This is a genomic window from Pedococcus ginsenosidimutans, from assembly GCF_039544395.1.
GTDB classification, from domain to species: Bacteria; Actinomycetota; Actinomycetes; order Actinomycetales; family Dermatophilaceae; genus Pedococcus; species Pedococcus ginsenosidimutans.
On sequence record NZ_BAABLO010000004.1, the window covers coordinates 846,417 to 868,908 of the forward strand.

Consider the following 22,492-nt stretch of genomic DNA (forward strand, 5'->3'; position numbering starts at 1 on the left):
GGTGCCCAACCCCCTCAACCCCAAGGCCCGAAAGCAGCGCATCGACGACCTCGCCGCCTCCTCGGCGAGCAGCAGCGGCGTGGCCCTCGCGGAGCGCTCCGTCAGCGACGCCGGGCACGTGGAGGAGTCGGCCGGTGTGTCGCTCATCGCCAGCGCCTGGCGACGGCTGCGCGGCAACCCGGTGTTCCTCCTCGGGGCGACGATCAGCGTGCTGTTCATCCTGCTCGCGATCTTCTCCCCCCTGCTGGCGCCGCACGACCCCACGGCGCGGCTGCTCATCGACCAGGTGCGCCCGCAGAGCAACCCCATCCCCGGCGCGCAGCCGGGCTACCCGCTCGGGGCGGACTCCGTCGGCCGCGACATCCTCTCCCGCCTCATCGTCGGCAGCCGGCAGACCCTGGTCGTCGGTGTGCTGGCGACCCTGTTCGGGTTCGCCGGTGGCCTGACCCTCGGCACCCTCTCGGGAGCCTTCGGTGGCTGGGTCGACTCGCTGGTCATGCGCCTCGTCGACGTGATGCTGTCCATCCCGTCGCTGCTGCTCGCGGTCTCGATCGCGGCGCTGGCGTCCAAGCCCAGCCAGTGGACCGTCATCATCGCCATCGCCGTGGTGCAGGTGCCGATCTTCGCCCGCCTGCTGCGCGGTTCGCTGCTGGCCCAGCGGTCCAGCGACCACGTGCTGGCGGCCAGGGCACTGGGCGTGAAGCGGTCCGCGATCGTGTTCCGGCACATGCTGCCCAACGCGCTCGGGCCCGTCATCGTGCAGGCCACGCTCGTCCTCGCCGGCGCCATCATCGACGCCGCCGCGCTGTCCTTCCTCGGTGTCGGCAACCCCGACGACCGCCAGCCGGAGTGGGGCCAGATGCTGGGCGCCGCCCAGGAGTACATCTACGACCACCCGGCCCTCGCCATCTGGCCCGCGCTGTGCATCATCACCGTGGCCCTGGGCTTCACCCTCATGGGTGAGTCGCTGCGCGAGGCCCTCGACCCCAAGAGCCGGAGGTAACCCGACTCATGACCCGTTCCCACTGGCCGTGCTCCCCGCCCTTGCGGGCCCCGCTCCTCCGTCGCTCGTGTCCTCAGGGAGTCGTCGCATGACCGAGACCATCGAGAACGTCCGTACCAGCCGGGGCGACGACGGCCAGCCGCTGCTGTCCGTCCGCGACCTGCGCGTCACCTTCCAGCGCTCCGGCGACGAGCCGTTCGTGGCCGTCGACGGCGTCAGCTTCGACGTCCGCCCCGGCCAGACCGTCGGCCTCGTCGGCGAGTCCGGCTGCGGCAAGTCGGTGACGTCCCTGGCGATCATGGGGCTGCTGCCCACCCGCGGCGTCCGCGTCGAGGGCGAGGTGCTCTTCAACGGCACCGACCTGCTCAAGGAGTCGCCGGACCAGATGCGCGACCGGCGCGGCCGGGACCTGGGCATGATCTTCCAGGACCCCCTGTCGTCGCTGAACCCCGTCGTCCCCATCGGCCTGCAGGTCACCGAGGTGCTGGAGCGGCACCGCGGCCTGTCCCGCAAGGCCGCGGTCCCGATCGCCCGCGAGATGCTCGACAAGGTCGGCATCCCCGACCCGGTCCGCCGGCTCAAGGACTACCCGCACCAGCTGTCCGGCGGCATGCGCCAGCGCGCGCTCATCGCCATGGCCCTCGCGTGCGAGCCGCGGCTGCTCATCGCCGACGAGCCGACCACCGCGCTCGACGTGACGATCCAGGCGCAGATCCTGGCGCTGCTCAAGGACCTCGTCGAGGACACCGGCACGGCGCTGATCATGATCACCCACGACCTCGGAGTGGTGGCGGGCATGGTCGACCGGGTCAACGTCCTCTACGGCGGCAAGATCGTCGAGCGCGGCGACCGCCACCCGCTGTTCGCCGAACCCCGCCACCCCTACACCACGGGCCTGCTCGGCTCCATCCCCCGGCTCGACGGGTCCCGCGGCGAGCGGCTCACCCCCATCCCGGGCTCGGTGGCCGACAACCTGCCGTGGACCCACGCGTGCGCCTTCGCCCCGCGGTGCCCCAACGCCGTGGACGAGTGCGTGCAGCACCGGCCCGAGCTGGTCGAGGAGGGCTCGCGGGCCCTGCGCTGCTTCAACCCCGTCACCCACTCCCCGGAGGTGTCCCGATGACGGCGACTGCCGAGAACACCCAGGCCACCTCGTCCGACGAGCACCCCGTCCTCGTCGACGTCAAGGGCGTCAAGGTCCACTTCCCCATCAAGAAGGGCGTCATCTTCGACAAGACGGTGGGCCACGTCTACGCCGTGGACGGTGTGGACCTGCAGATCCGCCAGGGTGAGACCTACGGGCTGGTCGGCGAGTCCGGCTGCGGCAAGTCCACGCTCGGCCGGGCGATCCTCAACCTCGAGCCGCCCACCGAGGGCAGCGTCGAGTTCGAGGGCGTCGACATCGCCTCCCTCAAGGGCGAGGAGCTGCGCCGCAAGCGCAAGGACATCCAGATGGTCTTCCAGGACCCGATGGGCAGCCTCGACCCCCGCCAGTCGGTGGAGTCGCTGCTGCTCGAGGGCATGAAGGCGCACGGGCTCGCCAAGGACCAGAAGCAGGCCTCGGCCCGCCTGCGTGAGCTGCTCAAGGCCGTCGGCCTCCCCGCGGCCGCCCTGAAGAAGTACCCGCACGAGTTCTCGGGTGGCCAGCGGCAGCGCATCGGCATCGCCCGGGCGCTGTCGGTGGACCCCAAGCTCATCGTCGCCGACGAGCCGGTGTCGGCCCTCGACGTGTCGGTGCAGGCGCAGGTCATCAACCTCCTCGAGCAGCTGCAGGACGAGTTCGACCTCACCTACCTCGTGGTCGCGCACGACCTGGCCGTGGTGCGCCACATCAGTGACCGGATCGGCGTCATGTACCTCGGGGCGCTCGTGGAGGAGGCCGCGGCGGACGACATCTACACCAAGCCGCTGCACCCCTACACGCGCGCGCTGATGTCGGCGGTGCCGGTGCCCGACCCGGTCATCGAGGACCGCCGCGAGCGCATCCTGCTCCAGGGCGACCTGCCCTCCCCCGCCAACCCGCCGAAGGGGTGCCGCTTCCACACGCGCTGCCCCTGGCGGCAGGAGACCAAGTGCGACACCGAGCGCCCGCAGCTGCGCACGCTCGACATCGCCGGGGTGCCCGCCTCCCACCGCGTCGCCTGCCACTGGGCGGAGCAGATCGAGTCCGGCGAGCTGGAGATGCACACCGTCACGGCGCAGATCACCTCGCAGTCCGACCTCAGCGAGGGTGGCGACGACTTCCTCGGGCCCGCGTCGGTGCAGGAAGCCCTCTGACGACGCCCTGACACGGGGTCCGTCCCCGCCAACCCTCGGTATGCCGCGTGCGCGCCCTGCGCACGCGGCATACCCGTGTCCGGGGGCGGGAGAGCGACCTCGGGGCGGAGCCGTGAGGTCGCCGTCGGGTCCACCACGAGGGCAGGTGAGGCTGGCCTTCGGTGACAGCGCCCCCGGTTCCTTGCGAGAGTGTGCCCATGTCCCGACTGCTCACCGACGAGGAGCTCGACCGCCAGCTGCAGGACCTGCCCGGGTGGGCGGTCGACGGCACGCAGCTCCTGGCCGGTTTCGAGGCTCCCGACTTCCCCACCGCCATCCGCCTCGTCGACGAGGTGGCCGCCGAGGCCGAGGACATGAACCACCACCCCGACATCGACATCCGGTGGCGCACGGTGCACTTCGCGCTCTCGACGCACGACAAGGGTGGGCTCACCCAGCTCGACATCGAGCTCGCCCACCGCATCTCCACGGCCGCGGGCCGGTTCGGGGTGCGGTCGCGTGGCTGAGCTCGAGTCCCCCGAGGTCGTGCCGCACGAGGGCGAGGAGCACGACGCCGCCATCGGCTCGCGCCTGAACTGGCTGCGCGCGGCGGTCCTCGGCGCCAACGACGGCATCGTCTCCACCGCCGGCATCGTCATCGGCGTCGCCGCGGCCACCAGTGAGCGCAGCGCCATCGTCACCGCCGGTGTCGCGGGCCTCGCCGCGGGTGCCATGAGCATGGCCGCCGGGGAGTACGTGTCAGTGAGCACCCAGCGCGACACCGAGAAGGCCCTGCTGGCCAAGGAGCGGCGCGAGCTGCAGGAGATGCCCGAGCAGGAGCTCGACGAGCTCACCGAGATCTATGCGAGCAAGGGGCTGACGCCGGAGCTCGCCCGGGAGGTGGCCGTCCAGCTCACCGAGCACGACGCACTGGGGGCGCACGCGGAGGCAGAGCTGGGCATCGACCCCAACGACCTGACCAACCCCTGGCACGCCGCCTGGGCGTCGATGTCGGCGTTCACCGTCGGCGCCCTGCTGCCCCTGGTCGCGATCCTCCTCCCGCCGCCGGGCGGCCGGGTCGCCATCACCGCCGTGGCGGTCGTCGTCGCCCTGGCCGTGACCGGCTGGGTCAGCGCCCGGCTCGGCGGCGCCCCGAGGCAGCGGGCGGTGCTGCGCAACGTCGCCGGTGGCGTGCTGGCCATGGCCGTGACCTACGGCATCGGCGCCCTGGTCGGCACCCAGCTGTAGCCCCTCGCGTCAGCCGCGGACGCCACTCATCAGCCGTCAGCCGCGGACGTCGCGCCGGGCGAAGCCCCACACCGCGACGGCGACCAGGACCGCGACCGTCGCCACCGCGACGAGCACGGCCGGCCACGAGACGCCCGTGCGCAGCGGGTCGTGGGCGGCGTACTGGTAGAACGGCGAGAGCCGCTGGAACGGGCGCAGCCAGTCCACGAGCCCGCCGAGGCCGTTGACGAGGTAGGCCAGCACGGCGACGGCGGCGGCGACGCCCCGGCTGCGTCCCGGGCTGCCCGTGGCTGCACCGACCGCCAGGGCCAGCGCGCCGAAGACCAGCCCCAGCAGGCCGAGGTGGAGCATGGCCGCCGCGGTCCGGCCCGCCGGCAGGTCCAGGTCGAAGAGCCTGCCCACGAGCAGGAGCGCCGCACCGGTCGACACCGCGAGCAGGATCGTCCCGAAGGCCATGGCGGCAGCCTTCTCCAGGACGACACGGGTGCGGCTGACCGGGGCACCGAGCAGCAGGTCGAGGGTGTGGCGGTCCTCCTCACCGGCTACCGCCGCGCTCCCCTGGACCACGGCGTACAGGATGAGCAGCGTCGGTCCCATGAAGCTCATGAGCTCGATCTGGACGTAGCCGACGGGCGTCGACATGTCGGCACCCGAGGTCGCGAACAGCGACCGGAACGCCTTGGGCATCTGGTCGAGGAAGTCGCTCATCGAGGGCTGGTCGCGGATGCTCGGCCAGATCGCGGCGTACATGAGCACGAGGAGCACGATGGCGACCACCCAGCCCGCCAGGCTGCGCCGCTGGTCGTGGAGGGTCTTGAGGGCGACGTTACGCAGCATCGTCCTCACCCCGGCCGTAGTAGGCGAGGAAGGTCTCCTCGAGCTCTGCCTCGGTGCAGGTCAGGTCGCGCAGCGGGAACTGCCCCAGCGCCTTGACGATCCGGTCGAGGGAGGCCTCGGGGGCGGCGCAGGTGAGCGAGTGGTCGCCGACGGACAGGTCACGCACACCGTCGATCCCGGCGAAGGCCGACGCCGGGACCTCGACGTCGAAGGTGGCGCGCACGTGGTGCAGCGAGCGCCCGCGCAGCGCGTCGAGCCGGTCCACGGCGACGAGGCGGCCCCGCCGCAGCAGGCCCACGCGGTCGGCCACCCGTTGGACCTCCCCGAGCACGTGCGAGCTGAGCAGCACCGAGCCGCCCCGGTCCACGTGCTCGCGCATCAGGACGTGGAGCTCCTGCTGCGCCAGGGGGTCCAGGCCACTCGTCGGCTCGTCGAGGATGAGCACCTGCGTCGGCGCCATCAGGGCCAGCACGAGCGCGAGCTTCTGCCTGTTGCCCTTGGAGAGGTCCCTCGAAGGGGTGCGGAGGTCGAGGTCGAGCCGCTCCGCGAGGACGAGCGCGCTGGGGTAGGGCTCGGCGCCCCGCAGGTGGCTGAGGTAGTCGATGTGCTGGCTGCCGGTGAGGGTCGGGTAGAGCGCGGGCTCGCCGGGCAGGAACCCCACGTGCCGGCGCACGGCCGGAGACTCGCGCCACGCGTCGTACCCACACACCTGCGCGCTCCCCCGCGTCGGCCGCAGCAACCCCATGAGCAGCCGCAGCGTCGTTGTCTTCCCGGCGCCGTTGGGCCCGAGGTAGCCGAAGACCTCACCCGGAGCCAGGGCCAGGTCGAGGTCGCGCAGGGCGACGGCGTGGCCGTAGGTCTTGCCGAGGCCGCGCGTCTGGAGGACGACACCGGTCCCGGTGGCGTCGGCGGCCCCGCGCAGCCCGGGCGTCACCGTCTCACTCCAGCGGGGGCCGGGGTGCGCTGCGGCGCCCGACGGCCAGGTAGGCGAGCGGCCCGACGGGGTTGACCAGCGCGGCGCCCGCCCAGGCCCACCGCGGGCCGCGCACCTCTGCAGCGGTCCGGCGTCGCAGGTCGCGCATGACCCACGCCTGCAGGGCGAGCTGCACGGCGCCCCCGACGACGACGCCCACGCGCTGCGGGGTGCTGAGCTCGGCCCACTTGCGTTGCCTCATCCGTCTCCTCGATCCCCCGGTGCGCCGGGAGCGGCGCCACACCTGCACGTCCCGGCGGTCCCCGGGTCGAGCCCAGTGCAGCAGAGGTCCGGACCCGTCACTAGGGACGAAGGGCCGTGCTCCCGTGGTGCCGGGACGGGGCACGGCTGCGCCGGTGGCAGGTACGGCGCGGGGGCGCCTCAGACGTGCAGCTTGCCGACCGAGACCGGGGTCGTCAGCGCGTCCGTGGCCGCGACCGTCGAGGCCAGGCTGGGCGCGTGGGGCGCGCCGATGGCGCTGCCCGCGCCCGTGACGGCGATCGAGAGCGCCGCCACGAGGGCGGCTGCCGCCGCGAGACCCCGGGCGCGGGGCAGGACGAGGTGGTGACGACCGGGGGTGGTGGCGGAACGGGCGGTGACGGGAACGGGGACGGTGGCGGTGGCGGTGGTGGTCATGGGACCACCGTGGTCCGCGTCGCTACCGGACCGGTGTGGCCCGGCTGTGCGGTCGCTGTGTGGTCAGCGCTCGCAGACGAGCCCGTCGTGGTCGCGGTCCTGGTACCAGTCGTACTCGGGGTCGACGCCGCGGCGGTAGGGGCCGTAGCCAGCTGCGTTCGCCTCTCGGCACGTGCCGTACCGCGGGTCCGTGCCGGATGACGCGGGTGGTGCCACGACGGTCGCCGGCGTGGTCCGGGCGGGTGCCGGCGTGGACGCCACCGCCTCGACCCGGCCACCGCCGAGCCTGATGACGCCCGCCGAGGGGAGCCCCTGCCCGGGACAGGTGCCGAGTACCCGCAGGATCGCCGCGCGCTCGGCGCTGGTGACCCAGACCCCGTACTTGGCCTTCACCGCGACCTGGCGCGCGACGTACGAGCACCGGAAGGCCTTGCGGGGTGGCAGCCAGGTGGCGGCGTCACCGTCGCTCTTGCGCTGGTTGGTGGGGCCGTCCACGGCGAGGAGGTTGAGCGGGTCGTTGGCGAAGGCGGTGCGCTGCTGGGACGTCCACCTCTGGGCACCCTTCTGCCAGGCGTCCGAGAGGGCCACGACGTGGTCGACCTGCACGGCCGAGGAGGTGCTCTGGCCACGGACGAAGCCGATCGTGGTCCCGGTGTAGGGGTCGTGCAGGGTGCCGCGCAGGACCAGGCAGCCGCGGGTCCCGGCCTTGAGGACCAGCGAGCGCAGGTCGCGACGCAGGATGTCGTTGCGGGTGTCGCACCCGTTGCGGTCGACGTCAGCCCAGGCCTGGCCGAACTCGGCACGGTCGTAGCCCGTGCGCGGTGCGCGCCCCTTCACCGAGAGCGTGGCCAACGTCGTGACCGCCGCGCCGGGGCGCACGGTGGGCGCCGGCCCCCCGACGGAGGCGGCGGAGGTCGACGGCCTGGCAGCGGCAGGGCCCGACACCCGCCGTGGCGACTTCGTGGGCGCCGGGCGCGCACCCCGTGCCGGGGTCGTCGCCGAGGTCGCCGGAGTGCTCGCGGTGGACGAGCTCGGGGCGGGGTCGGCACTGGCCGGGACGCAGCCGGAGACGGCCAGGGTGATGACGAGCGGTCCGAGGACGGCGGGCCAGGCGAAGTCGGGACGGTGGATCATGAGTCAGGGCAAGCACTTCCGGGTCGGGTGGGTCCACCGTAGGCGGCGGGTTGCCGTCGGTGGCCACGACCCCCGCGAACCCTGACCGAACGGCCGACGCCGGGGTCAGCCGCGGACGCAGAGCTCGTTGCCGTCGGGGTCGAGCAGGGGCGTCCACCCGTCCGCACGACACGCTGCCGCGGCCGGGTCCTCCCCTGCCCTGGCCGCGTCGTCCCCTGCCCCGCTCGCGTCTTCCCCTGCCCGGCTCGCGTCGTCCTCGTCGGGCCGGGTGGCACCGAGGGCGACCAGTCGCGCGACCTCCTCGTCTGCGGCACCCCCGTCGGAGGGCACCAGGTGCAGGTGGAGGCGGTTCCTCGACGTCTTGGGGCGCACCGGTGGACCGCCCCAGGAGATCTTCGAGCCACCCCGGGGCGACTGGATCGCGGTCTCCTCGTCCTGGTCCCAGACCAGCGGCCAGCCCAGGGCCTCGCTCCAGAAGTACCCGACGGCCTGGGACCCGTCGCTGGACAGGGCCCCGATGGTCCCGCAGCCGGCCAGGAAGTTGTTGCCCGGCTCGATCACGCAGAACTCGTTGCCCTCGGGGTCGGCCAGCACGACGTGGTCGACCTCCGGGCCCTGCCCGATGTCGAGGTGCCGGCCGCCGAGCTCGAGGGCCCGCGCGACCGTCTCCTGCTGGTCCTGCAGCGACGAGCTGGTGAGGTCGAAGTGCATCTGGTTGGGGACGTCCTTCGGCGCTGTCGTCGGCACGAACCGGATGGCGAACTCGGTCGGTGTCCCGGGCACCACGACGGTGCCCCCGGCGTCGACCTGGCGCCCGAGCACCCCCGCCCAGAACGTCGCCAGCCCGGCCGGGTCGTTGGCGTCGAAGACGAGGGCGTCGAGGTCACTTGCCAACGCTGCCCCGCTTCGCCAGTCGCAGCCAGGTGTCGACGACCGTGTCGGGGTTGAGGGACATGGACTCGATGCCCTGGTCCAGCAGCCACTCGGCGAGGTCGGGGTGGTCCGAGGGTCCCTGGCCGCAGATGCCGACGTACTTGCCCCGGGCACGGCAGGCCTCGATGGCCATGGACAGCATCCGCTTGACGGCCGGGTCCCGCTCGTCGAACCCCTCGGCGACCAGGCTCGAGTCGCGGTCGATGCCCAGGGTGAGCTGGGTCAGGTCGTTGGACCCGATCGAGAACCCGTCGAAGTGGTCGAGGAAGGCATCGGCCAGCACTGCGTTGGAAGGGATCTCGCACATCATCACGACCTGGAGGTCGTTCTCGCCACGGCGCAGGCCGTGCGTGGCGAGGAGGTCGATGACGCCCTTCGCCTCGGTGACGGTCCGCACGAACGGGATCATCACCTTGACGTTGGTCAGCCCCATCTCGTCGCGCACGTACCGCAGCGCCTCGGCCTCCATCGCGAAGCACTCGGCGAAGTCCTCGGACAGGTACCGTGCCGCGCCGCGGTACCCGATCATCGGGTTCTCCTCGTGCGGCTCGTAGCGCTGCCCACCCAGCAGGCCCGCGTACTCGTTGGACTTGAAGTCGGACATGCGGACGATGACCGGCTCGGGCGCGAAGGCGGCCGCCAGCATCGAGACGCCCTCGGCGACGCGCTTGACGAAGAAGTCGCGCGGGCTGTCGTAGGCACCGATGAGCCCTTCGACCTCGGCGCGCACGGCCGGCTCCTGGTCGTCGAGCTCGAGCAGCGCCCGGGGGTGGATGCCGATCTGGCGGTTGATGATGAACTCGAGCCGGGCCAGGCCCACCCCACGGTGCGGCAGGCGGGAGAACTCGAACGCCTGGTCCGGGGTGCCGACGTTCATCATGATCTTCACCGGGAGCTCGGGCATGTCGCCGAGGGCCGTCTCGGACACGGTGAACTTGCGCAGCCCCTCGTACACGCGACCCGTGTCACCCTCGGCCGCCGACACGGTGACCTCCTGGCCGTCGGACAGCGCCCGCGTCGCCGAGCCGGTACCGACCACGGCGGGGATCCCGAGCTCGCGCGCGATGATCGCGGCGTGGCAGGTGCGGCCACCCCGGTTGGTCACGATGGCGCTGGCCCGCTTCATGATCGGCTCCCAGTCGGGGTCGGTCATGTCGGCGACCAGCACGTTGCCGGCCTCGAAGTCGTGCATCTGGTCGGCCGACGCCAGGATGCGCACCGGCCCGGCCCCGATCTTCTGGCCGATCGCGCGGCCCTCGACGAGGACCGGTCCGCGCTCGTCGAGGGTGAAGCGCTGCTGGCTGGTGGACCCCTGGCGCGACTTCACCGTCTCGGGCCGCGCCTGCAGGACGTAGAGCTCGCCGTCGAGGCCGTCGCGCCCCCACTCGATGTCCATCGGGCGGCCGTAGTGCTCCTCGATCGCGAGCGCATGGCGGGCCAGCACCGTCACCTCGTCGTCGGTGAGGCTGAGCCGGGTCCGCTCGGCCGGGTCGACGTCGACGAACTCGGTGGTGCGGCCCACCTCGGCGTCGTCGGTGTAGACCATCTTGGTGGCCTTGTCGCCGACGCCGCGCTTGAGCACGGCCGGGCGCCCTGCCCTCAGCGCGGGCTTGTAGACGTAGTACTCGTCGGGGTTGACCGCACCCTGCACCACCGCCTCACCGAGGCCGTAGCTGCTCGTGACGAAGACCGCGTCGGGGAAACCGGACTCGGTGTCGATGGTGAACATGACGCCCGACGCCCCGATGTCCGAGCGCACCATCCGCTGCACGCCCGCCGACAGCGCGACGACCGAGTGGTCGAAGTCGCTGTGCACGCGGTAGGCGATGGCCCGGTCGTTGTAGAGGGACGCGAAGACGCGCTTGATCGCGAGCAGCACGCTGTCGATGCCGCGGACGTTGAGGAACGTCTCCTGCTGCCCCGCGAACGAGGCGTCCGGCAGGTCCTCCGCGGTCGCGCTCGACCGGACCGCGAAGCTCACCTCGTCGCCGTGCTCGCCCGCGAGCCGCTCGTACGCCGTGCGGATGTCCTCCTCCAGGTCCGGCGGGAAGGGCTGGCGCTCCACTGCCTCGCGCAGCTGCCCTCCGACGTCGGCGAGGGCCCGGGTGTCCTCGACGTCGAGCGTGCGCAGCATCTCGTTGACGCGGTCGGCGAGGCCCTCGTGCTCGAGGAACCGCCGGTAGGCGTCGGCCGTGGTCGCGAAGCCGTCCGGCACCCGCACCCCTGCCGCCGAGAGGTGTTGGACCATCTCGCCGAGCGAGGCGTTCTTGCCTCCGACCGCGTCGACGTCGGCGAGGCCGAGGTCGGCGAACCAGGCGACGTTGGGGGTGCTGCCGGTCACAGGTGTTCCTTTCGACGTGCGGCGCCGTTGCCGCGGTGCGTCCGAGGCTAGAGCAGCCCGGACAGGTTGCTGCTCTGCATGATGACGGCTGCCATCTCCTCCACCGACATCGAGGCCGAGTTGATGGACGGTATGCGGTGGGCGCGGTAGAGCGCCTCGGCCCGGCGCAGCTCGTAGCTGCACTGGCCCATGCTGGCGTACTTCGAGCCGGGTCGTCGCTCGCCCCGGACCTGGCTCAGCCGCGCCGGCGTCGACAGCAGCCCGAAGCACCGGTCGACGAGCCCGCGGATCGGCCGGGGCAGGCCGCCGGTGTCGAAGTCCTCCTCCACCAGCGGGTAGTTGGCGACCTTGAGCCCGTGCTGCAGCGCGAGGTACATGGAGGTGGGGGTCTTGCCGCACCGGGAGGGCGCCACGAGGATCAGGTCGGCCGACTCCAGGTGCCGCAGGCTCGCGCCGTCGTCGTGCTCCATCGCGTACTCGATGGCCTTCATCCGGGCGTCGTAGCGACGGGTGTCACCCAGGCCGTGCAGCGGCGCGCCGCCGTGGGTGGCGTTGACGCTCAGGACGCGCTCGATGAGGTCGAGGTGGGAGCCGAAGAGGTCGATGAACGCGCACCGCGTCTGCTGCAGCTCCTGGCGGACCTCGTCGTCGGACACCGAGGAGAAGACCAGGGGGGTCACGGAGTCCGTGCACGCCGCGTCGAAGACCCCCCGCACCTCGCGGGCCCGCTCGACGGTGGTCACGAAGGGGAACTTGCGCCGCTCGAACGCCACCGACGGGAACTGCTGGAGCATGAGGTTGCCCAGCGTCTCGGCGGAGATGCCGGTGCCACCGGCGACGAAGAAGACGGGCGTGGTGCGGGTGCTCGTCGCGCCTTCGTTGGTCACGCACACACCTTGGCGTGCGCCCCGGGCATCGGCAACCACGGACGGGTCAGGGGGTGAACTCGCGGAAGGCGCGGTGGAAGGCCTCGGCACGGCTCCCGCCGGGCTCTCGGCGCGGACCCCTCACCTGGAGGTAGTCGTTGAACCCCGGGAGGGTCTCGGACTCCTCCCGGCTGATCTCCCGGAACCCCATCGACCACGTCGGGAACGCCCTCTCCGTGACGGCCTCGCGCAGGGCCACGAAGACGTCACGGTGGCGCGGGTCCACGGCGATGCGGCCGAAGGCCTCCTCGACGGCCTCGTCAGGTCCCTCCAGCGTCTGGACGAAGCTGCCGTCGGAGTAGAGCAGCATGCCCGTGAGCCCCAGGGCGTCGTTCTTCGCCCGGACGTGGTCGAGCAGGCCGACCAGCTGGTCCTTGCCCAGGGCGCTGGACGCCGTGCTGAAGTACGTGAGGGAAAGCACTCGGGTCCTCCGCTCCGGGCGCCGTTTGCGGCGTCCCAGGTGTTCTCGGCGCGCGACTCGACTCGTCCGGGCCAGGTGCCCCGACCATACCCATCCGTACCGGTTCCGACCCAGTCGTCCCCTCGGGCCGACGACGTGGTCAGCTGCCGGCGCCCTCGGTGGCGACACCCAGCTCGCCGAGGAGCACGACGACGCGTCGCCTCACCTCGTCGCGGATGGGTCGCACCGCGTCGACACCCTGCCCGGCCGGGTCGTCGAGCTCCCAGTCGAGGTAGCGCTTGCCGGGGTAGAACGGGCACGCGTCGCCGCAGCCCATGGTGATGACGACGTCCGAGGACTGCACGGCTTCGGGCGTGAGGAGCTTGGGCCGTTCGGCAGCGATGTCGATGCCCTCCTCGAGCATGGCCTCACGAACCGCGGGGTTGATGGTGTCGGCCGGCGCGGACCCAGCGGACCGCACCTCCACGCGGCCCCCCGACAGGTGGGCCGTGTACGCCGCGGCCATCTGGGAGCGCCCCGCGTTGTGGACGCACACGAAGAGCACGGAGGGACGTGAGTCAGGCACGGCTGTTCTCCTGGTCGTGGTGGTCGCCCTGGTGTCCGGTGGGCTGCGGCGTGGGCCGCTGCCCGGTCTGCTCGGTGGTCGGCTGGCCGACCTGCTCGACGGGCCGGTCCGGGAACCGGCTCCGGAGGGCGAGGCTCACGTACACGAGGCCCACGAGCACCGGGACCTCGATCAGGGGGCCGACGACACCCGCGAGCGCCTGGCCGGAGGCGACGCCGAAGGTCGCGATGGCCACGGCGATCGCCAGCTCGAAGTTGTTGCCGGCCGCGGTGAAGGCCAGGGTCGTCGTCCGCTCGTACCCGAGGCCGAGCCCCCTGCCCAGCAGGTAGCCGCCACCCCACATGAGGGCGAAGTAGGCCAGCAGCGGCAAGGCGATCCGTGCCACGTCGAGGGGGTGGCCGGTGAGCTGCTCGCCCTGGAGGGCGAACAGGATGACGATCGTGAACAGCAGCCCGTACAGGGCCCAGGGACCGATCCGGGGCAGGAAGGAGCGCTCGTAGCGGTCGCGGCCGACGCTCCGCTCGCCGAGCCTCCGGCTGAGGTAGCCGGCCAGCAGCGGCACCCCGAGGAAGACCAGCACGCTGCCTGCGATGTGCCAGGGCGAGACGTCCAGGCTCGACCGGTCGAGCCCCAGCCACCCGGGCAGCACCGACAGGTAGAACCAGCCGAGCACCGCGAACGCGACGACCTGGAAGAGCGAGTTGAGGGCGACGAGCACCGCCGCTGCCTCGCGGTCGCCGCAGGCCAGGTCGTTCCAGATGATCACCATGGCGATGCACCGGGCCAGCCCGACGATGATGAGGCCGGTGCGGTACTCCGGCAGGTCGGGCAGCAGCAGCCAGGCCAGGGCGAACATCAGGGCCGGGCCCACCAGCCAGTTGAGCACGATGCTCGACACGAGCAGGCGCCGGTCCCCCGTGACGGTGCCGAGCCGGTCGTAGCGGACCTTGGCGAGCACCGGGTACATCATCACGAGCAGCCCGACCGCGATCGGGAGCGAGACCCCGTCGACCTGCACGGCGGACAGCACGTCGGACAGCCCGGGCACGAGGCGTCCCAGGGCGAGGCCGGTGGCCATGGCGGCCAGGATCCAGACGGGCAGGAAACGGTCCAGGGTCGAGAGCCGGGCCGCGACCGCGTCGTGCGCCGGCCCGTGGGGCGCTCGGCGGGTCGTCGGGTGGGTCTCCGGACGGCTCACGGCTTGCGCGCCCGGACGAAGGCGCTGGCGAAGGCCCCGTCGAGCGCCTCCACGAGCTCGGGCAGGCCCATGCCCTCGGGCAGCTCGGTGGCGTCGGTGACCTCCGCCATCGCCCACAGGTCGTCGCGGTCGTAGCCCCGCGTCACCTCGACGGCCGCGTCCTCGAACCCTGCGGCTGTGAGCCTGTCGACGTACTCCTCGTCCCGCAGCGCACCGGAGATGCAGCCGGTCCAGAGGCGGACCACACCGCGCAGCTGCTCGGGGATCTCACGGAGCAGCACGATGTCCGAGACGGCGAACCGACCCTGCGGGCGGAGCACCCGGAACGCCTCGCGCAGCACGGCGTCCTTGTCGGTGGACAGGTTGATGACGCAGTTGGAGATGACCACGTCGACCGAGGCGTCGGGCAGCGGCACCGCCTCGATGGCGCCCTGCAGGAAGGTGGCGTTGCCGACCCCTGCCTCGGCCTGGTTGCGCCGCGCGAGCTCCACCATCTCGGTCGTCATGTCGAGGCCGTACGCGGTGCCGCCCGGCGCGACCCTGCGCGCCGAGAGCAGCACGTCCAGGCCGCCCCCGGACCCCAGGTCGAGCACGTCCTGGCCCGGACGGAGCTCGGCGAGCGCGGTCGGGTTGCCACAGCCCAAGGACGCGGACAGCGCAGTCCCGGACGGCACGTCGTCGGCGTCGTACAGCCCGCTGCTGATGGGGTCGACCACGTCGACGGCGCTGCCTCCGCAGCAGCCGTCGCCGCAGCACCCGGTCGCGGTGGACCCGCCTCCCTGCGACGCGTTGAGCACCGCCGTCGCGGCCGACGCATAGCGCTCGCGCACCGCCTCGCGCACCTGGTCGTCGCTCATCTGACCACCGTCCACGGCCACTCCTTGTTTTGAGAACTGTCGAATCAGCCTCAGCATGGCGCGCTGATTCGATATCTGTCAAGATAGCCCCATGCCGGTCCTCGAGTCAGTGCCGAAGGTCCGCCAGGCCAGCTGCTGCGGCCTGGCGACCTCGCCCGTCACGGCAGCCGACGCAGAGCGCCTGGCGCCGATGTTCAAGGCCCTCGGCGACCCTGTCCGCCTGCAGATGGCATCGATGATCGCCGCGCAGCCGGAGCTCTGCGTCTGCGAGATCACCCCGGCCTTCGACCTCTCCTCCGGCACCATCTCCCACCACCTGAGGACCCTGCGCGAAGCCGGGCTCGTGGACTGCGAGCGCCGCGGCACCTACGTCTACTACTGGATCCGCCCCGAGGCCCTCGAGGCCCTGTCCGCCCTGCTCACGCCAGGCTGAACGCCGGCACGCGACGGCAGCAAGGCTGTCGTGGCGGTTCGAGCGTGGAGACGACCGCTGGGTCGCCGTTGTCGGTGGACGGGGTTACGTTGGGGGAAGTAACCACAAGCCGGTCAAACCACGCGCCAGCTGCCCTGTCGGGCCGTGCTGGCGCACGCTCGACGCCCTCGTCTGGAGGATGTCTTGAGCATCGTCGTCGCTTCGATCCCGTCCGGCCACGTCTACGTACGCCACCTGTCCCCCGTACCCGGGGCGCAGCCCGGCACAGTGGCGGTCACCCGGCTCCCGGACCCCCCGTCCGGTGCCTCTCCTGACTCGCCGTGGTGGCCCCCGCGGATGCTCACGAGCGCGTGGATCCATGAGCACGCGGCGGAGTTCGACGTCATGCACGTGCACTTCGGCTTCGACGCGCTCTCCCCGCGGGACCTGCGCGAGGTGGTCGCCGCCCTGCGGGAGCACGACAAGCCCCTGGTCCTCACGGTCCACGACCTCCGCAACCCCCACCACACGGCCCCCGACACCCACGACGCGCAGCTGGGCGTGCTGGTCGGCGCGGCCGACCAGATCATCACCCTGACGCCGGGCTCGGCCGAGACCATCTCCGCACGATGGGGTCGCGAGGCGACCGTCCTGCCGCACCCCCACGTCGTACCGCGCGCCTGGGTGGAGAACCCTCGGCGGGGCGGCTCCCCGTTCGTGGTCGGCCTCCACGCCAAGAGCCTGCGCGCCAACATGGACCCGGTCACCGACCTCGACGCCGTCGTCACCGCCCTGGAAGGGGTGCCCGACGCGGTCCTGCGCGTCGACGTGCACACCGACGTCATGACGCCGGTGATGCGCAACCACGACCCCGCCTTCGCGGCCCACGTCCACGACCTCGCCGACCGGGGACTGGTCGACCTGCACGTCCACGACTACTTCTCCGACGACGAGCTGTGGGCCTACCTCCAGGGACTCGACGTGTCCGTGCTGCCCTACCGCTTCGGCACCCACTCCGGCTGGCTCGAGGCGTGCCACGACCTCGGGACGTGGGTGGTCGCGCCCGACTGCGGGTTCTACGCCGAGCAGCGGCCGGTGCTGTCCTACCGCGCGGACGGCCCCGAGCGCGCCGCCACCCTCACTGCCGCCGTCCGGGAGGCCCATCGCCGCTTCAGGGCCGGCGTGGTGGCGCCGCGGGCGACCTGGGCCGCCCGTGCCGCCGAGCGCAGCGACCTGGCCGCGGCACACGAACGGGTCTACGCCGCAGCGCTGGAACGGAGGCTCGCGTGCACGTCGTGATCCTCGGCGCCGCCAGGCACCCCCTGCGCCAACCCTTCGCCGGCGGCCTCGAGTCCCTCACCTGGGCCCTCGTACGCGGCCTGCGCACCCGGGGCATCGACGTGACCCTCTTCGCGGGGGCGGGCAGCGACCCGTCGCTGGGCGCGCGGGAGATCACGGTCGAGCCCCTCGCGCTCAGCGAGGACGCCCGTCGTGACGTCTCGATGCCTCCCGAGCCGTGGCTGCGCGAGCACCACGCCTACCTGCAGGTGATGCTGGAGCTCCAGGGCCGCCGCGACGTCGACGTGATCCACAACAACAGCCTCCACTTCCTGCCCGTGGCCCTGGCCCAGGCGTGCCGCGCGCCGATGCTGACCACCCTGCACACACCGCCCACCCCGTGGCTGGAGCCGGCGATCGCGCTCATGGACCAGAGCCGCAGCAGGTTCGTGGCCGTCAGCGGGCACACCGCCCGGCAGTGGGCGCACGTGACGCGGGCAGCCGTCGTGCACAACGGCGTCGACACCGACACCTGGACCCCGGGCCCCGGTGGCGACGACCTCGTGTGGGTGGGGCGCGTGGTGCCCGAGAAGGCCCCCCACGAGGCGGTGAGGATCGCCGCGGCCAGTGGGCGGCGCATCCGCATCGCCGGCCCGATCGGCGACCGTGACTACTTCCACGACCATCTCGAACCGCTCCTCGGCGACCGCGCGGAGTACCTCGGCCACCTCGAGGTGCCGGCCCTGCGGGACCTCGTGGGTCGTAGCGCCGCCCTCGTCGTGACACCGGACTGGGACGAGCCGTACGGCCTGGTCGCCGCCGAGTCGATGGCCTGCGGGACCCCTGTCGTGGGCTACCGGCGGGGTGGGCTCGCCGAGTTCGTGGCCGACGGGTGCGGCACCCTGGTCGAGCCCGGTGACGTGGGGGCAGCCGCAGCCGCGGTGGACGAGGTCTGTGCGATGGACCGCGCAGGGTGCCGCGCCCACGCTGTGGCCCACTGCTCGCTCGACACCATGGTCGACGCCTACGTCTCCGCCTACTTCGACCTCGCTCCGGCCCACGGGGTCGCGGCGTGATCGGCTACTACGCCCACCACCGGGGCGCCGGGCACCTCACCCGGATGCGCAGCATCGCGGCCGCCCTCGAGGAGCCCCTCTGGGGACTGAGCTCCGCCGCGCCACCGTACGGGTGGGACGGGGGCTGGACGACGCTGGCCCGCGACGACGACCCCGACCCCGGCTCCCTGGCCGACCGCGACCCGACCGCGCACGGCGTGCTGCACTGGGCCCCGACCCACCACGAGGGCCTCGCCCGCCGCTCCGCGCAGCTCGCGGCCTGGGCGGCCGACGAGCATCCCCGCGCCCTGGTCGTGGACGTCTCGGTCGAGGTCAGCCTGCTGGCCCGGCTCTGCGGCGTCCCCACGGTGGTGGTGGCCATGCCCGGGCTGCGCGACGACCCGCCGCACCGGCTCGCCTACGACAGCGCCGACGCCCTCCTCGCGCCGTGGCCGAGGGGTGCCCACGACCTGCACTGGCCGGACCACTGGTTCGCCAAGGCGTGGTTCGTCGGGGCCATCTCGAGGTTCGACGACCGTCGGGTGCCGGAACCGGTCGCAACGCGTGCCTCCGACCCCACCGTCCTCGTGCTGTGGGGCGCGGGCGGCCGCTCCACCACGGCCGAGCAGCTGCACGAGGCCCAGGCAGCCACCCCCGGTTGGACCTGGGTCGAGCGCTCCCCCGGCACCACCGGCTCGGACGAGCTCTGGGACGAGCTCCAGGCCGCGGACGTCGTCGTCACGCACGCCGGGCAGAACGCCGTGGCCGAGGTTGCCGCAGCCCGGCGGCCCGCTGTCGTCGTCGCCCAGCCGCGCCCCCACGACGAGCAGGTGGCGACGGCGCGAAGGATCGACGACTGGCGCATCGCCGTGGGGTGCCAGGCCTGGCCGCCGGCGCACGAGTGGCCCGAGCTGCTCGACCGCGCCCTGGCCCGAGGTGGGCAGGGATGGTCCCGCTGGTCGACCGGCGACGGCGCTACGCGGGTGGCAGCCCACCTGGCCGGGCTGACCTGCCCCGGGGTCCCGGATGCCGGCTCGTGACAGCCACTCGGACGGCTGTGGTCACCATCGCCCGGGGACGCGTGGAGCACCTGCGCGGGCAGGCCTGGGGCCTTGTCCGGCAGTCCCGCCCGGCTGACCTGCACGTCGTCGTGTCCATGGGGGACCCCGAGGTGACCCGGGTGGCCCGGGAGCTCCTGCCCCGGGTGCGCACCCCCGGCATGGACGTGACCGGGGACGACCTGCCGCTCTCCGCCGCACGCAACGCCGGGGCCGCTGCGGCGCTCGAGGAGGGTGCCGACCACCTGGTCTTCCTCGACGTCGACTGCATCCCGGGCGAGGGGACCCTGGCCCGCTACGACCGCGTGCTGCGCGACGTGGCGGACCGGCATCACCCCGTCGTGGCCTGTGGCGAGGTCTCCTACCTGCCCCCGGTCGCCCACCCGTCCGAGTACCGGCAGCCCGGGCTGTCCGACTTGGCGAGCCCCCATCCGGCCCGGCCCCGACTCGCCCCGGACGAGGTGGTCGAGGACGGCGACCTGCGGCTCTTCTGGTCGCTCTCGTTCGCCGTGACGGCGAAGCACTGGCGGCGCATCGGCGGGTTCAGCGAGGACTACACCGGCTACGGCGCCGAGGACACCGACTTCGGGCAGCGGGTCGCCTCCGCCGGGGGCAGCCTCCTGTGGACCGGGGGTGCGGCCGCCTACCACCAGCACCACCCCACGAGCTCACCGCCGACCCAGCACCTGCACTCGATCATCAGCAACGCCAACACTTTTCGCGACACCTGGGGCTGGTTCCCCATGGAGGGTTGGCTCGACGGCTTCGCAGCCCGCGGACTGGCCCACGTCGACCCCACGACAGACAGGTGGGTCGTGTCCGCCCAGCGGAGCCGGTCCAGCTGCTAGCCGCCCCCGCCGATCCCGCCGCCCATGTTGAACCGGGGGTCCGCGTCCACCCGGTAGCGGTTCGCCGATGGGTCGAAGCCGTCGTTGGGTCCGGCCTGCTCCACCGGTTCCGCGGACGTCCCGTCCCAGAAGGCGTACCCGTTGAGCCGACCGAACGAGGCCTCCGAGTCGAGGGCGCCCTCGGCGAGCCGCCTGGCGAGCTCGGGGCCCAGGCCTTCGATCCAGGCCCGCGGGTGCCGGTGCCCGCCGACGGCGACCAGGTGGGCGATCTTCCCGACCTGCTCGGCCCCGAGGTGGCCCCCGGTCCCGAAGGAGTCGCCGAGGCTGCGCAGCACCGACAGCCGTTCGACCTCGGGCATGGTGTCGAGGACCTCGACGTGGATCCCCTCGAGGGCGTCGAGCGTCGCCGTCGCCAGGAGGTACCGGTACTGCCTGACGACGACGTCCTCGTCAGCCCCGATGACGGGCTGGCGGCGACGTTGCGGTGTCGCTCGCCCCCGAGCCATGCGTCCAGTCTAGGCGGGCCCTCTGCAGGCCACCAGCGACACAAGGGACCGGCTGAGCCCGTCGGGCGAGGGTTGACAAGCCCCACCCCTGCTGGGACGTTCGACTCGAGCCCAGACGGCCCCGCCACCCCGGACCCCGGTGGTGCATCCATGTGTCACCACCCGGGGAACGGGGTCCTCCATGCACCGGCTGCGCACCTGCCACCTCATCCGCGGGCCCCGAGCCCGCGCGGTGGAGGCGACACCATGACCCCCCGCCCCCCAGGCGTCTCCGGGACGCGGTTCGCCCTGGACGCGATCGCCGAGACGGCTCGTGCGCTGGCGGGTGCATCGGTCGACGAGGTGCTGCGCATGTCCCCTTCACTGGCACTGAGGGCCGTCCCCGAGGCGAGCTCCGCCCTGTTGTCGATGCGGTGCCCGGACGAGCTGCAGCCCATGTGGTCTCGAGCCGAGCGGGGCGGTCACGCGCCTCGTCCGCCGGGCCCCGGGTCGCCGTGCCCCGTCCTCTCGTTACGGGTCGCCACCCACGACCGTTGGGCGTGGGGCTACCTGGTCCTCACGACGGAGCTGGACGAGGGGCTCATCGGGGTGGCCGCCCTGACCGCCGAGCTCGTGGCCGTCCACATAGAGCAGGCGATGGACCTCGCGCACCTGCGTGAGGTGGACGACGGCATGCGGGTGGCGCTGGCCCACGCCAGGGACATAGGGATGGCGATCGGCATCTCGCTGGCGAACACGGACGCGGCCGGACAGGCGGCGCACCGGCTGGGCCAGAGCCTCGACCGGCAGACGCAGTGGGAGCTGACGGCCATCGCCGGAGCCTCGCAGCACGAGCACACCGACGAGGTCCCCGTCCGCCGACTGCGTCTGGTGCGCGGGAGCGACGACGACGGCTGACCCCGGCTGACACCTCGTGTGGGGGCGTGGACTCCTCGTCCGGGTCAGCTCGTAAGGTGGGCGAAGGCCACGATGTTGTCCACGTAGTGGCCGGTGGACTGGTCGAAGGCGCCGCCACAGGTGATGAGCCGCAGCTCGGCGCGGCCCTTGGTGTCGCCGTACACGGTGGCGGTCGGGAAGTCGGCCTTGGAGTAGCGCGCGACCCGGTCCACGACGAAGCGCGCCGTCGACCCGTCGCGCCGCAGGACACTCACTTCTGCACCCTTCTTCAGGGAGCCCAGCCGGTAGAAGACCGCGGGGCCCGACTTGCTGTCGACGTGGGCTCCGATGACGGCGGGGCCGAACTCGCCGGGTGTGGGGCCGGCTGCGTACCAGCCGGCCTTGGCGAAGTCGGTGGGTGCTTCGAGCTTGCCGTTCCTGTCGACCTTGAGGTCGACGAGGCCGCTGGTGCGCACACCGATCGACGGTATGACGAGGGACACCGGCGAGCTCGGACCCATGATGGGTCCGAAGTCGGGTCCGGGGGTCGAGGACGGCGCCGCGGGGCTGGGCGTCGAGGAACCAGTCGGACGGCTCGTGGCCGACCGCCCGGGCGTGGGTGCGGCGTCCTGGGTGGCTTGGGTGCCCTGGGCCCGGTCGGGCTGGGGCGGCGCGCCGGGGCCTGTGAGGGCCTTCGCGACGAGTACACCGCCGACCAGGAGCAGCAGGGCGGTGACCGCCGCGGCAATCGTGCCGCGGCGGTCACCGAACCTCGTGCTGGTGCTCATCAGGCGCGGTTGCGCGCCTTGCGGGCGGTGAGGACACCGGTACCGGCCGCCGCGAGGAGCAGGCCACCGCCGAGGGCGAGCATGCCCTCGTTGGTGCCGGTGGACGTGCCACCCGCGCCGGTGTCCATGCCACCGGCAGGCGCCGCAGCGAGGACGCCACAGATGGCCGGGTCGGTGGCCTCGGTGGGCAGGCTCGGGTCGAGGTCGCTCTTGGTGGCGCCGTCGTACTTGCCGTCGTTGTTGTGGTCCACGCCGTGGACGACCACGACGGACTTGCCGTCGACGATGGCCTGGGCGACCTCGGGGGCCACGGTGATCGAGCCGCGCTCGTACTGGATCTTGC

The 22,492-nt window shown here is 72.7% G+C and carries 25 protein-coding genes and 1 pseudogene; 11 read left to right on the forward strand and 15 right to left on the reverse strand.

Going from position 1 to position 22,492, the window contains the following annotated elements; translation table 11 throughout:
- Position 1 precedes the first annotated feature (1 nt).
- From ABEA42_RS08785 to ABEA42_RS08805, 5 genes are all read left to right on the forward strand, one after another.
- Positions 2 to 1,003: an ABC transporter permease gene (locus ABEA42_RS08785; RefSeq protein WP_425572023.1), complete on the forward strand. Its 1,002-nt coding sequence runs from the start codon at positions 2 to 4 to the stop codon at positions 1,001 to 1,003.
- Between the two features lie 88 nt (positions 1,004 to 1,091).
- The gene (locus tag ABEA42_RS08790; RefSeq protein ID WP_345502559.1) at positions 1,092 to 2,126 is read left to right on the forward strand and encodes an ABC transporter ATP-binding protein; all 1,035 of its coding nucleotides are present in this window, start codon (positions 1,092 to 1,094) and stop codon (positions 2,124 to 2,126) included.
- Entirely contained in the window at positions 2,123 to 3,280 is a 1,158-nt protein-coding gene (locus ABEA42_RS08795) for an ABC transporter ATP-binding protein (protein WP_345502560.1), read from the forward strand. Before ABEA42_RS08790 ends, ABEA42_RS08795 begins: the two co-directional genes overlap by 4 nt.
- A gap of 197 nt (positions 3,281 to 3,477) precedes the next feature.
- Positions 3,478 to 3,786 (forward strand): 4a-hydroxytetrahydrobiopterin dehydratase, encoded by a 309-nt coding sequence (locus ABEA42_RS08800; protein ID WP_345502562.1) that lies wholly within the window; start codon positions 3,478 to 3,480, stop codon positions 3,784 to 3,786.
- Positions 3,779 to 4,507: a VIT1/CCC1 transporter family protein gene (locus ABEA42_RS08805; RefSeq protein ID WP_345502563.1), complete on the forward strand. Its 729-nt coding sequence runs from the start codon at positions 3,779 to 3,781 to the stop codon at positions 4,505 to 4,507. The genes ABEA42_RS08800 and ABEA42_RS08805 overlap by 8 nt, the downstream gene beginning before the upstream one ends.
- A gap of 36 nt (positions 4,508 to 4,543) precedes the next feature.
- Here ABEA42_RS08805 and ABEA42_RS08810 read toward each other — a convergent pair whose 3' ends face one another.
- The 12 genes from ABEA42_RS08810 to arsM all read right to left on the reverse strand — a co-directional run bounded on the left by ABEA42_RS08810 (position 4,544) and on the right by arsM (position 15,328).
- The gene (locus ABEA42_RS08810; RefSeq protein WP_345502564.1) at positions 4,544 to 5,344 is read right to left on the reverse strand and encodes an ABC transporter permease subunit; all 801 of its coding nucleotides are present in this window, start codon (positions 5,342 to 5,344) and stop codon (positions 4,544 to 4,546) included.
- Positions 5,334 to 6,278 (reverse strand): ABC transporter ATP-binding protein, encoded by a 945-nt coding sequence (locus ABEA42_RS08815; protein WP_345502565.1) that lies wholly within the window; start codon positions 6,276 to 6,278, stop codon positions 5,334 to 5,336. Before ABEA42_RS08815 ends, ABEA42_RS08810 begins: the two co-directional genes overlap by 11 nt.
- 4 nt (positions 6,279 to 6,282) lie before the next feature.
- Entirely contained in the window at positions 6,283 to 6,519 is a 237-nt protein-coding gene (locus ABEA42_RS08820; protein WP_345502566.1) for a PLDc N-terminal domain-containing protein, read from the reverse strand.
- Between the two features lie 179 nt (positions 6,520 to 6,698).
- Positions 6,699 to 6,953 (reverse strand): hypothetical protein, encoded by a 255-nt coding sequence (locus ABEA42_RS08825; protein ID WP_345502567.1) that lies wholly within the window; start codon positions 6,951 to 6,953, stop codon positions 6,699 to 6,701.
- A 63-nt stretch (positions 6,954 to 7,016) separates the two neighbouring features.
- On the reverse strand, positions 7,017 to 8,087 hold the full coding sequence (locus ABEA42_RS08830; protein WP_345502568.1) for a GmrSD restriction endonuclease domain-containing protein: 1,071 nt from the start codon (positions 8,085 to 8,087) through the stop codon (positions 7,017 to 7,019).
- Between the two features lie 105 nt (positions 8,088 to 8,192).
- Complete coding sequence (locus tag ABEA42_RS08835) at positions 8,193 to 8,981, reverse strand: VOC family protein (RefSeq protein ID WP_345502569.1); 789 nt, start codon at positions 8,979 to 8,981, stop codon at positions 8,193 to 8,195.
- Positions 8,971 to 11,361 carry a phosphoenolpyruvate synthase gene (ppsA, locus tag ABEA42_RS08840; RefSeq protein ID WP_345502571.1) on the reverse strand — a complete coding sequence of 797 codons (2,391 nt, stop codon included), beginning with the start codon at positions 11,359 to 11,361 and terminating at the stop codon, positions 8,971 to 8,973. The genes ABEA42_RS08835 and ppsA overlap by 11 nt, the downstream gene beginning before the upstream one ends.
- Positions 11,362 to 11,408: 47 nt before the next feature.
- Positions 11,409 to 12,248, reverse strand: coding sequence for a pyruvate, water dikinase regulatory protein (locus tag ABEA42_RS08845; RefSeq protein ID WP_345502572.1), 840 nt, complete (start codon positions 12,246 to 12,248; stop codon positions 11,409 to 11,411).
- Positions 12,249 to 12,294: 46 nt separating this feature from the next.
- Positions 12,295 to 12,708, reverse strand: coding sequence for a BLUF domain-containing protein (locus ABEA42_RS08850; RefSeq protein WP_345502574.1), 414 nt, complete (start codon positions 12,706 to 12,708; stop codon positions 12,295 to 12,297).
- Positions 12,709 to 12,847: 139 nt separating this feature from the next.
- A complete protein-coding gene (locus ABEA42_RS08855; RefSeq protein ID WP_345502575.1) occupies positions 12,848 to 13,273 on the reverse strand; it encodes an arsenate reductase ArsC in 426 nt (141 codons plus the stop codon).
- The gene (arsB, locus tag ABEA42_RS08860; RefSeq protein ID WP_425572033.1) at positions 13,266 to 14,351 is read right to left on the reverse strand and encodes an ACR3 family arsenite efflux transporter; all 1,086 of its coding nucleotides are present in this window, start codon (positions 14,349 to 14,351) and stop codon (positions 13,266 to 13,268) included. Before arsB ends, ABEA42_RS08855 begins: the two co-directional genes overlap by 8 nt.
- Positions 14,352 to 14,467: 116 nt before the next feature.
- Positions 14,468 to 15,328 (reverse strand): arsenite methyltransferase, encoded by an 861-nt coding sequence (arsM, locus tag ABEA42_RS08865; protein WP_345502576.1) that lies wholly within the window; start codon positions 15,326 to 15,328, stop codon positions 14,468 to 14,470.
- Positions 15,329 to 15,419: 91 nt separating this feature from the next.
- Here arsM and ABEA42_RS08870 point away from each other — a divergent pair, with 91 nt between their 5' ends.
- The 5 genes from ABEA42_RS08870 to ABEA42_RS08890 all read left to right on the forward strand — a co-directional run bounded on the left by ABEA42_RS08870 (position 15,420) and on the right by ABEA42_RS08890 (position 19,979).
- Entirely contained in the window at positions 15,420 to 15,761 is a 342-nt protein-coding gene (locus tag ABEA42_RS08870; protein ID WP_345502577.1) for an ArsR/SmtB family transcription factor, read from the forward strand.
- 183 nt (positions 15,762 to 15,944) lie between these two features.
- Complete coding sequence (locus ABEA42_RS08875; RefSeq protein WP_345502578.1) at positions 15,945 to 17,039, forward strand: glycosyltransferase; 1,095 nt, start codon at positions 15,945 to 15,947, stop codon at positions 17,037 to 17,039.
- Positions 17,027 to 18,094: a glycosyltransferase gene (locus ABEA42_RS08880; protein WP_345502580.1), complete on the forward strand. Its 1,068-nt coding sequence runs from the start codon at positions 17,027 to 17,029 to the stop codon at positions 18,092 to 18,094. The genes ABEA42_RS08875 and ABEA42_RS08880 overlap by 13 nt, the downstream gene beginning before the upstream one ends.
- Positions 18,091 to 19,113, forward strand: coding sequence for a glycosyltransferase (locus tag ABEA42_RS08885; protein WP_345502581.1), 1,023 nt, complete (start codon positions 18,091 to 18,093; stop codon positions 19,111 to 19,113). Before ABEA42_RS08880 ends, ABEA42_RS08885 begins: the two co-directional genes overlap by 4 nt.
- The gene (locus ABEA42_RS08890) at positions 19,110 to 19,979 is read left to right on the forward strand and encodes a glycosyltransferase family 2 protein (RefSeq protein ID WP_345502582.1); all 870 of its coding nucleotides are present in this window, start codon (positions 19,110 to 19,112) and stop codon (positions 19,977 to 19,979) included. The genes ABEA42_RS08885 and ABEA42_RS08890 overlap by 4 nt, the downstream gene beginning before the upstream one ends.
- Here the strand turns inward: ABEA42_RS08890 and ABEA42_RS08895 are convergent.
- Positions 19,976 to 20,485: a hypothetical protein gene (locus ABEA42_RS08895; protein ID WP_345502583.1), complete on the reverse strand. Its 510-nt coding sequence runs from the start codon at positions 20,483 to 20,485 to the stop codon at positions 19,976 to 19,978. The two genes, ABEA42_RS08890 and ABEA42_RS08895, sit on opposite strands and share 4 nt — an antisense overlap.
- 246 nt (positions 20,486 to 20,731) lie before the next feature.
- Between ABEA42_RS08895 and ABEA42_RS08900 the strand changes: the two genes are divergently transcribed.
- On the forward strand, positions 20,732 to 21,382 hold the full coding sequence (locus ABEA42_RS08900) for a hypothetical protein (RefSeq protein ID WP_345502584.1): 651 nt from the start codon (positions 20,732 to 20,734) through the stop codon (positions 21,380 to 21,382).
- Between the two features lie 44 nt (positions 21,383 to 21,426).
- On the opposite strand, the gene ABEA42_RS08905 is transcribed toward ABEA42_RS08900, so the two are convergent.
- Both ABEA42_RS08905 and ABEA42_RS08910 read right to left on the reverse strand, forming a co-directional pair.
- A complete protein-coding gene (locus tag ABEA42_RS08905; protein WP_345502585.1) occupies positions 21,427 to 22,149 on the reverse strand; it encodes a class F sortase in 723 nt (240 codons plus the stop codon).
- Positions 22,149 to 22,492, reverse strand: a pseudogene (locus ABEA42_RS08910) (hypothetical protein); the annotation flags it as partial. The gene ABEA42_RS08905 and the pseudogene ABEA42_RS08910, both read right to left, overlap by 1 nt.

Bases quoted from the DNA above. Each gene is read 5' to 3' on its own strand.
- ABEA42_RS08825 (WP_345502567.1), bottom strand. From the start codon at position 6,953: ATGACCACCACCGCCACCGCCACCGTCCCCGTTCCCGTCACCGCCCGT.
- ABEA42_RS08870 (WP_345502577.1), top strand. From the start codon at position 15,420: ATGCCGGTCCTCGAGTCAGTGCCGAAGGTCCGCCAGGCCAGCTGCTGC.
- ABEA42_RS08820 (WP_345502566.1), bottom strand. From the start codon at position 6,519: ATGAGGCAACGCAAGTGGGCCGAGCTCAGCACCCCGCAGCGCGTGGGC.
- ABEA42_RS08790 (WP_345502559.1), top strand. From the start codon at position 1,092: ATGACCGAGACCATCGAGAACGTCCGTACCAGCCGGGGCGACGACGGC.
- arsB (WP_425572033.1), bottom strand. From the start codon at position 14,351: ATGGCCACCGGCCTCGCCCTGGGACGCCTCGTGCCCGGGCTGTCCGAC.
- ABEA42_RS08800 (WP_345502562.1), top strand. From the start codon at position 3,478: ATGTCCCGACTGCTCACCGACGAGGAGCTCGACCGCCAGCTGCAGGAC.
- ABEA42_RS08900 (WP_345502584.1), top strand. From the start codon at position 20,732: ATGACCCCCCGCCCCCCAGGCGTCTCCGGGACGCGGTTCGCCCTGGAC.
- ABEA42_RS08895 (WP_345502583.1), bottom strand. From the start codon at position 20,485: ATGGCTCGGGGGCGAGCGACACCGCAACGTCGCCGCCAGCCCGTCATC.
- ABEA42_RS08795 (WP_345502560.1), top strand. From the start codon at position 2,123: ATGACGGCGACTGCCGAGAACACCCAGGCCACCTCGTCCGACGAGCAC.
- ABEA42_RS08830 (WP_345502568.1), bottom strand. From the start codon at position 8,087: ATGATCCACCGTCCCGACTTCGCCTGGCCCGCCGTCCTCGGACCGCTC.
- ABEA42_RS08905 (WP_345502585.1), bottom strand. From the start codon at position 22,149: ATGAGCACCAGCACGAGGTTCGGTGACCGCCGCGGCACGATTGCCGCG.
- ABEA42_RS08810 (WP_345502564.1), bottom strand. From the start codon at position 5,344: ATGCTGCGTAACGTCGCCCTCAAGACCCTCCACGACCAGCGGCGCAGC.
- arsM (WP_345502576.1), bottom strand. From the start codon at position 15,328: ATGAGCGACGACCAGGTGCGCGAGGCGGTGCGCGAGCGCTATGCGTCG.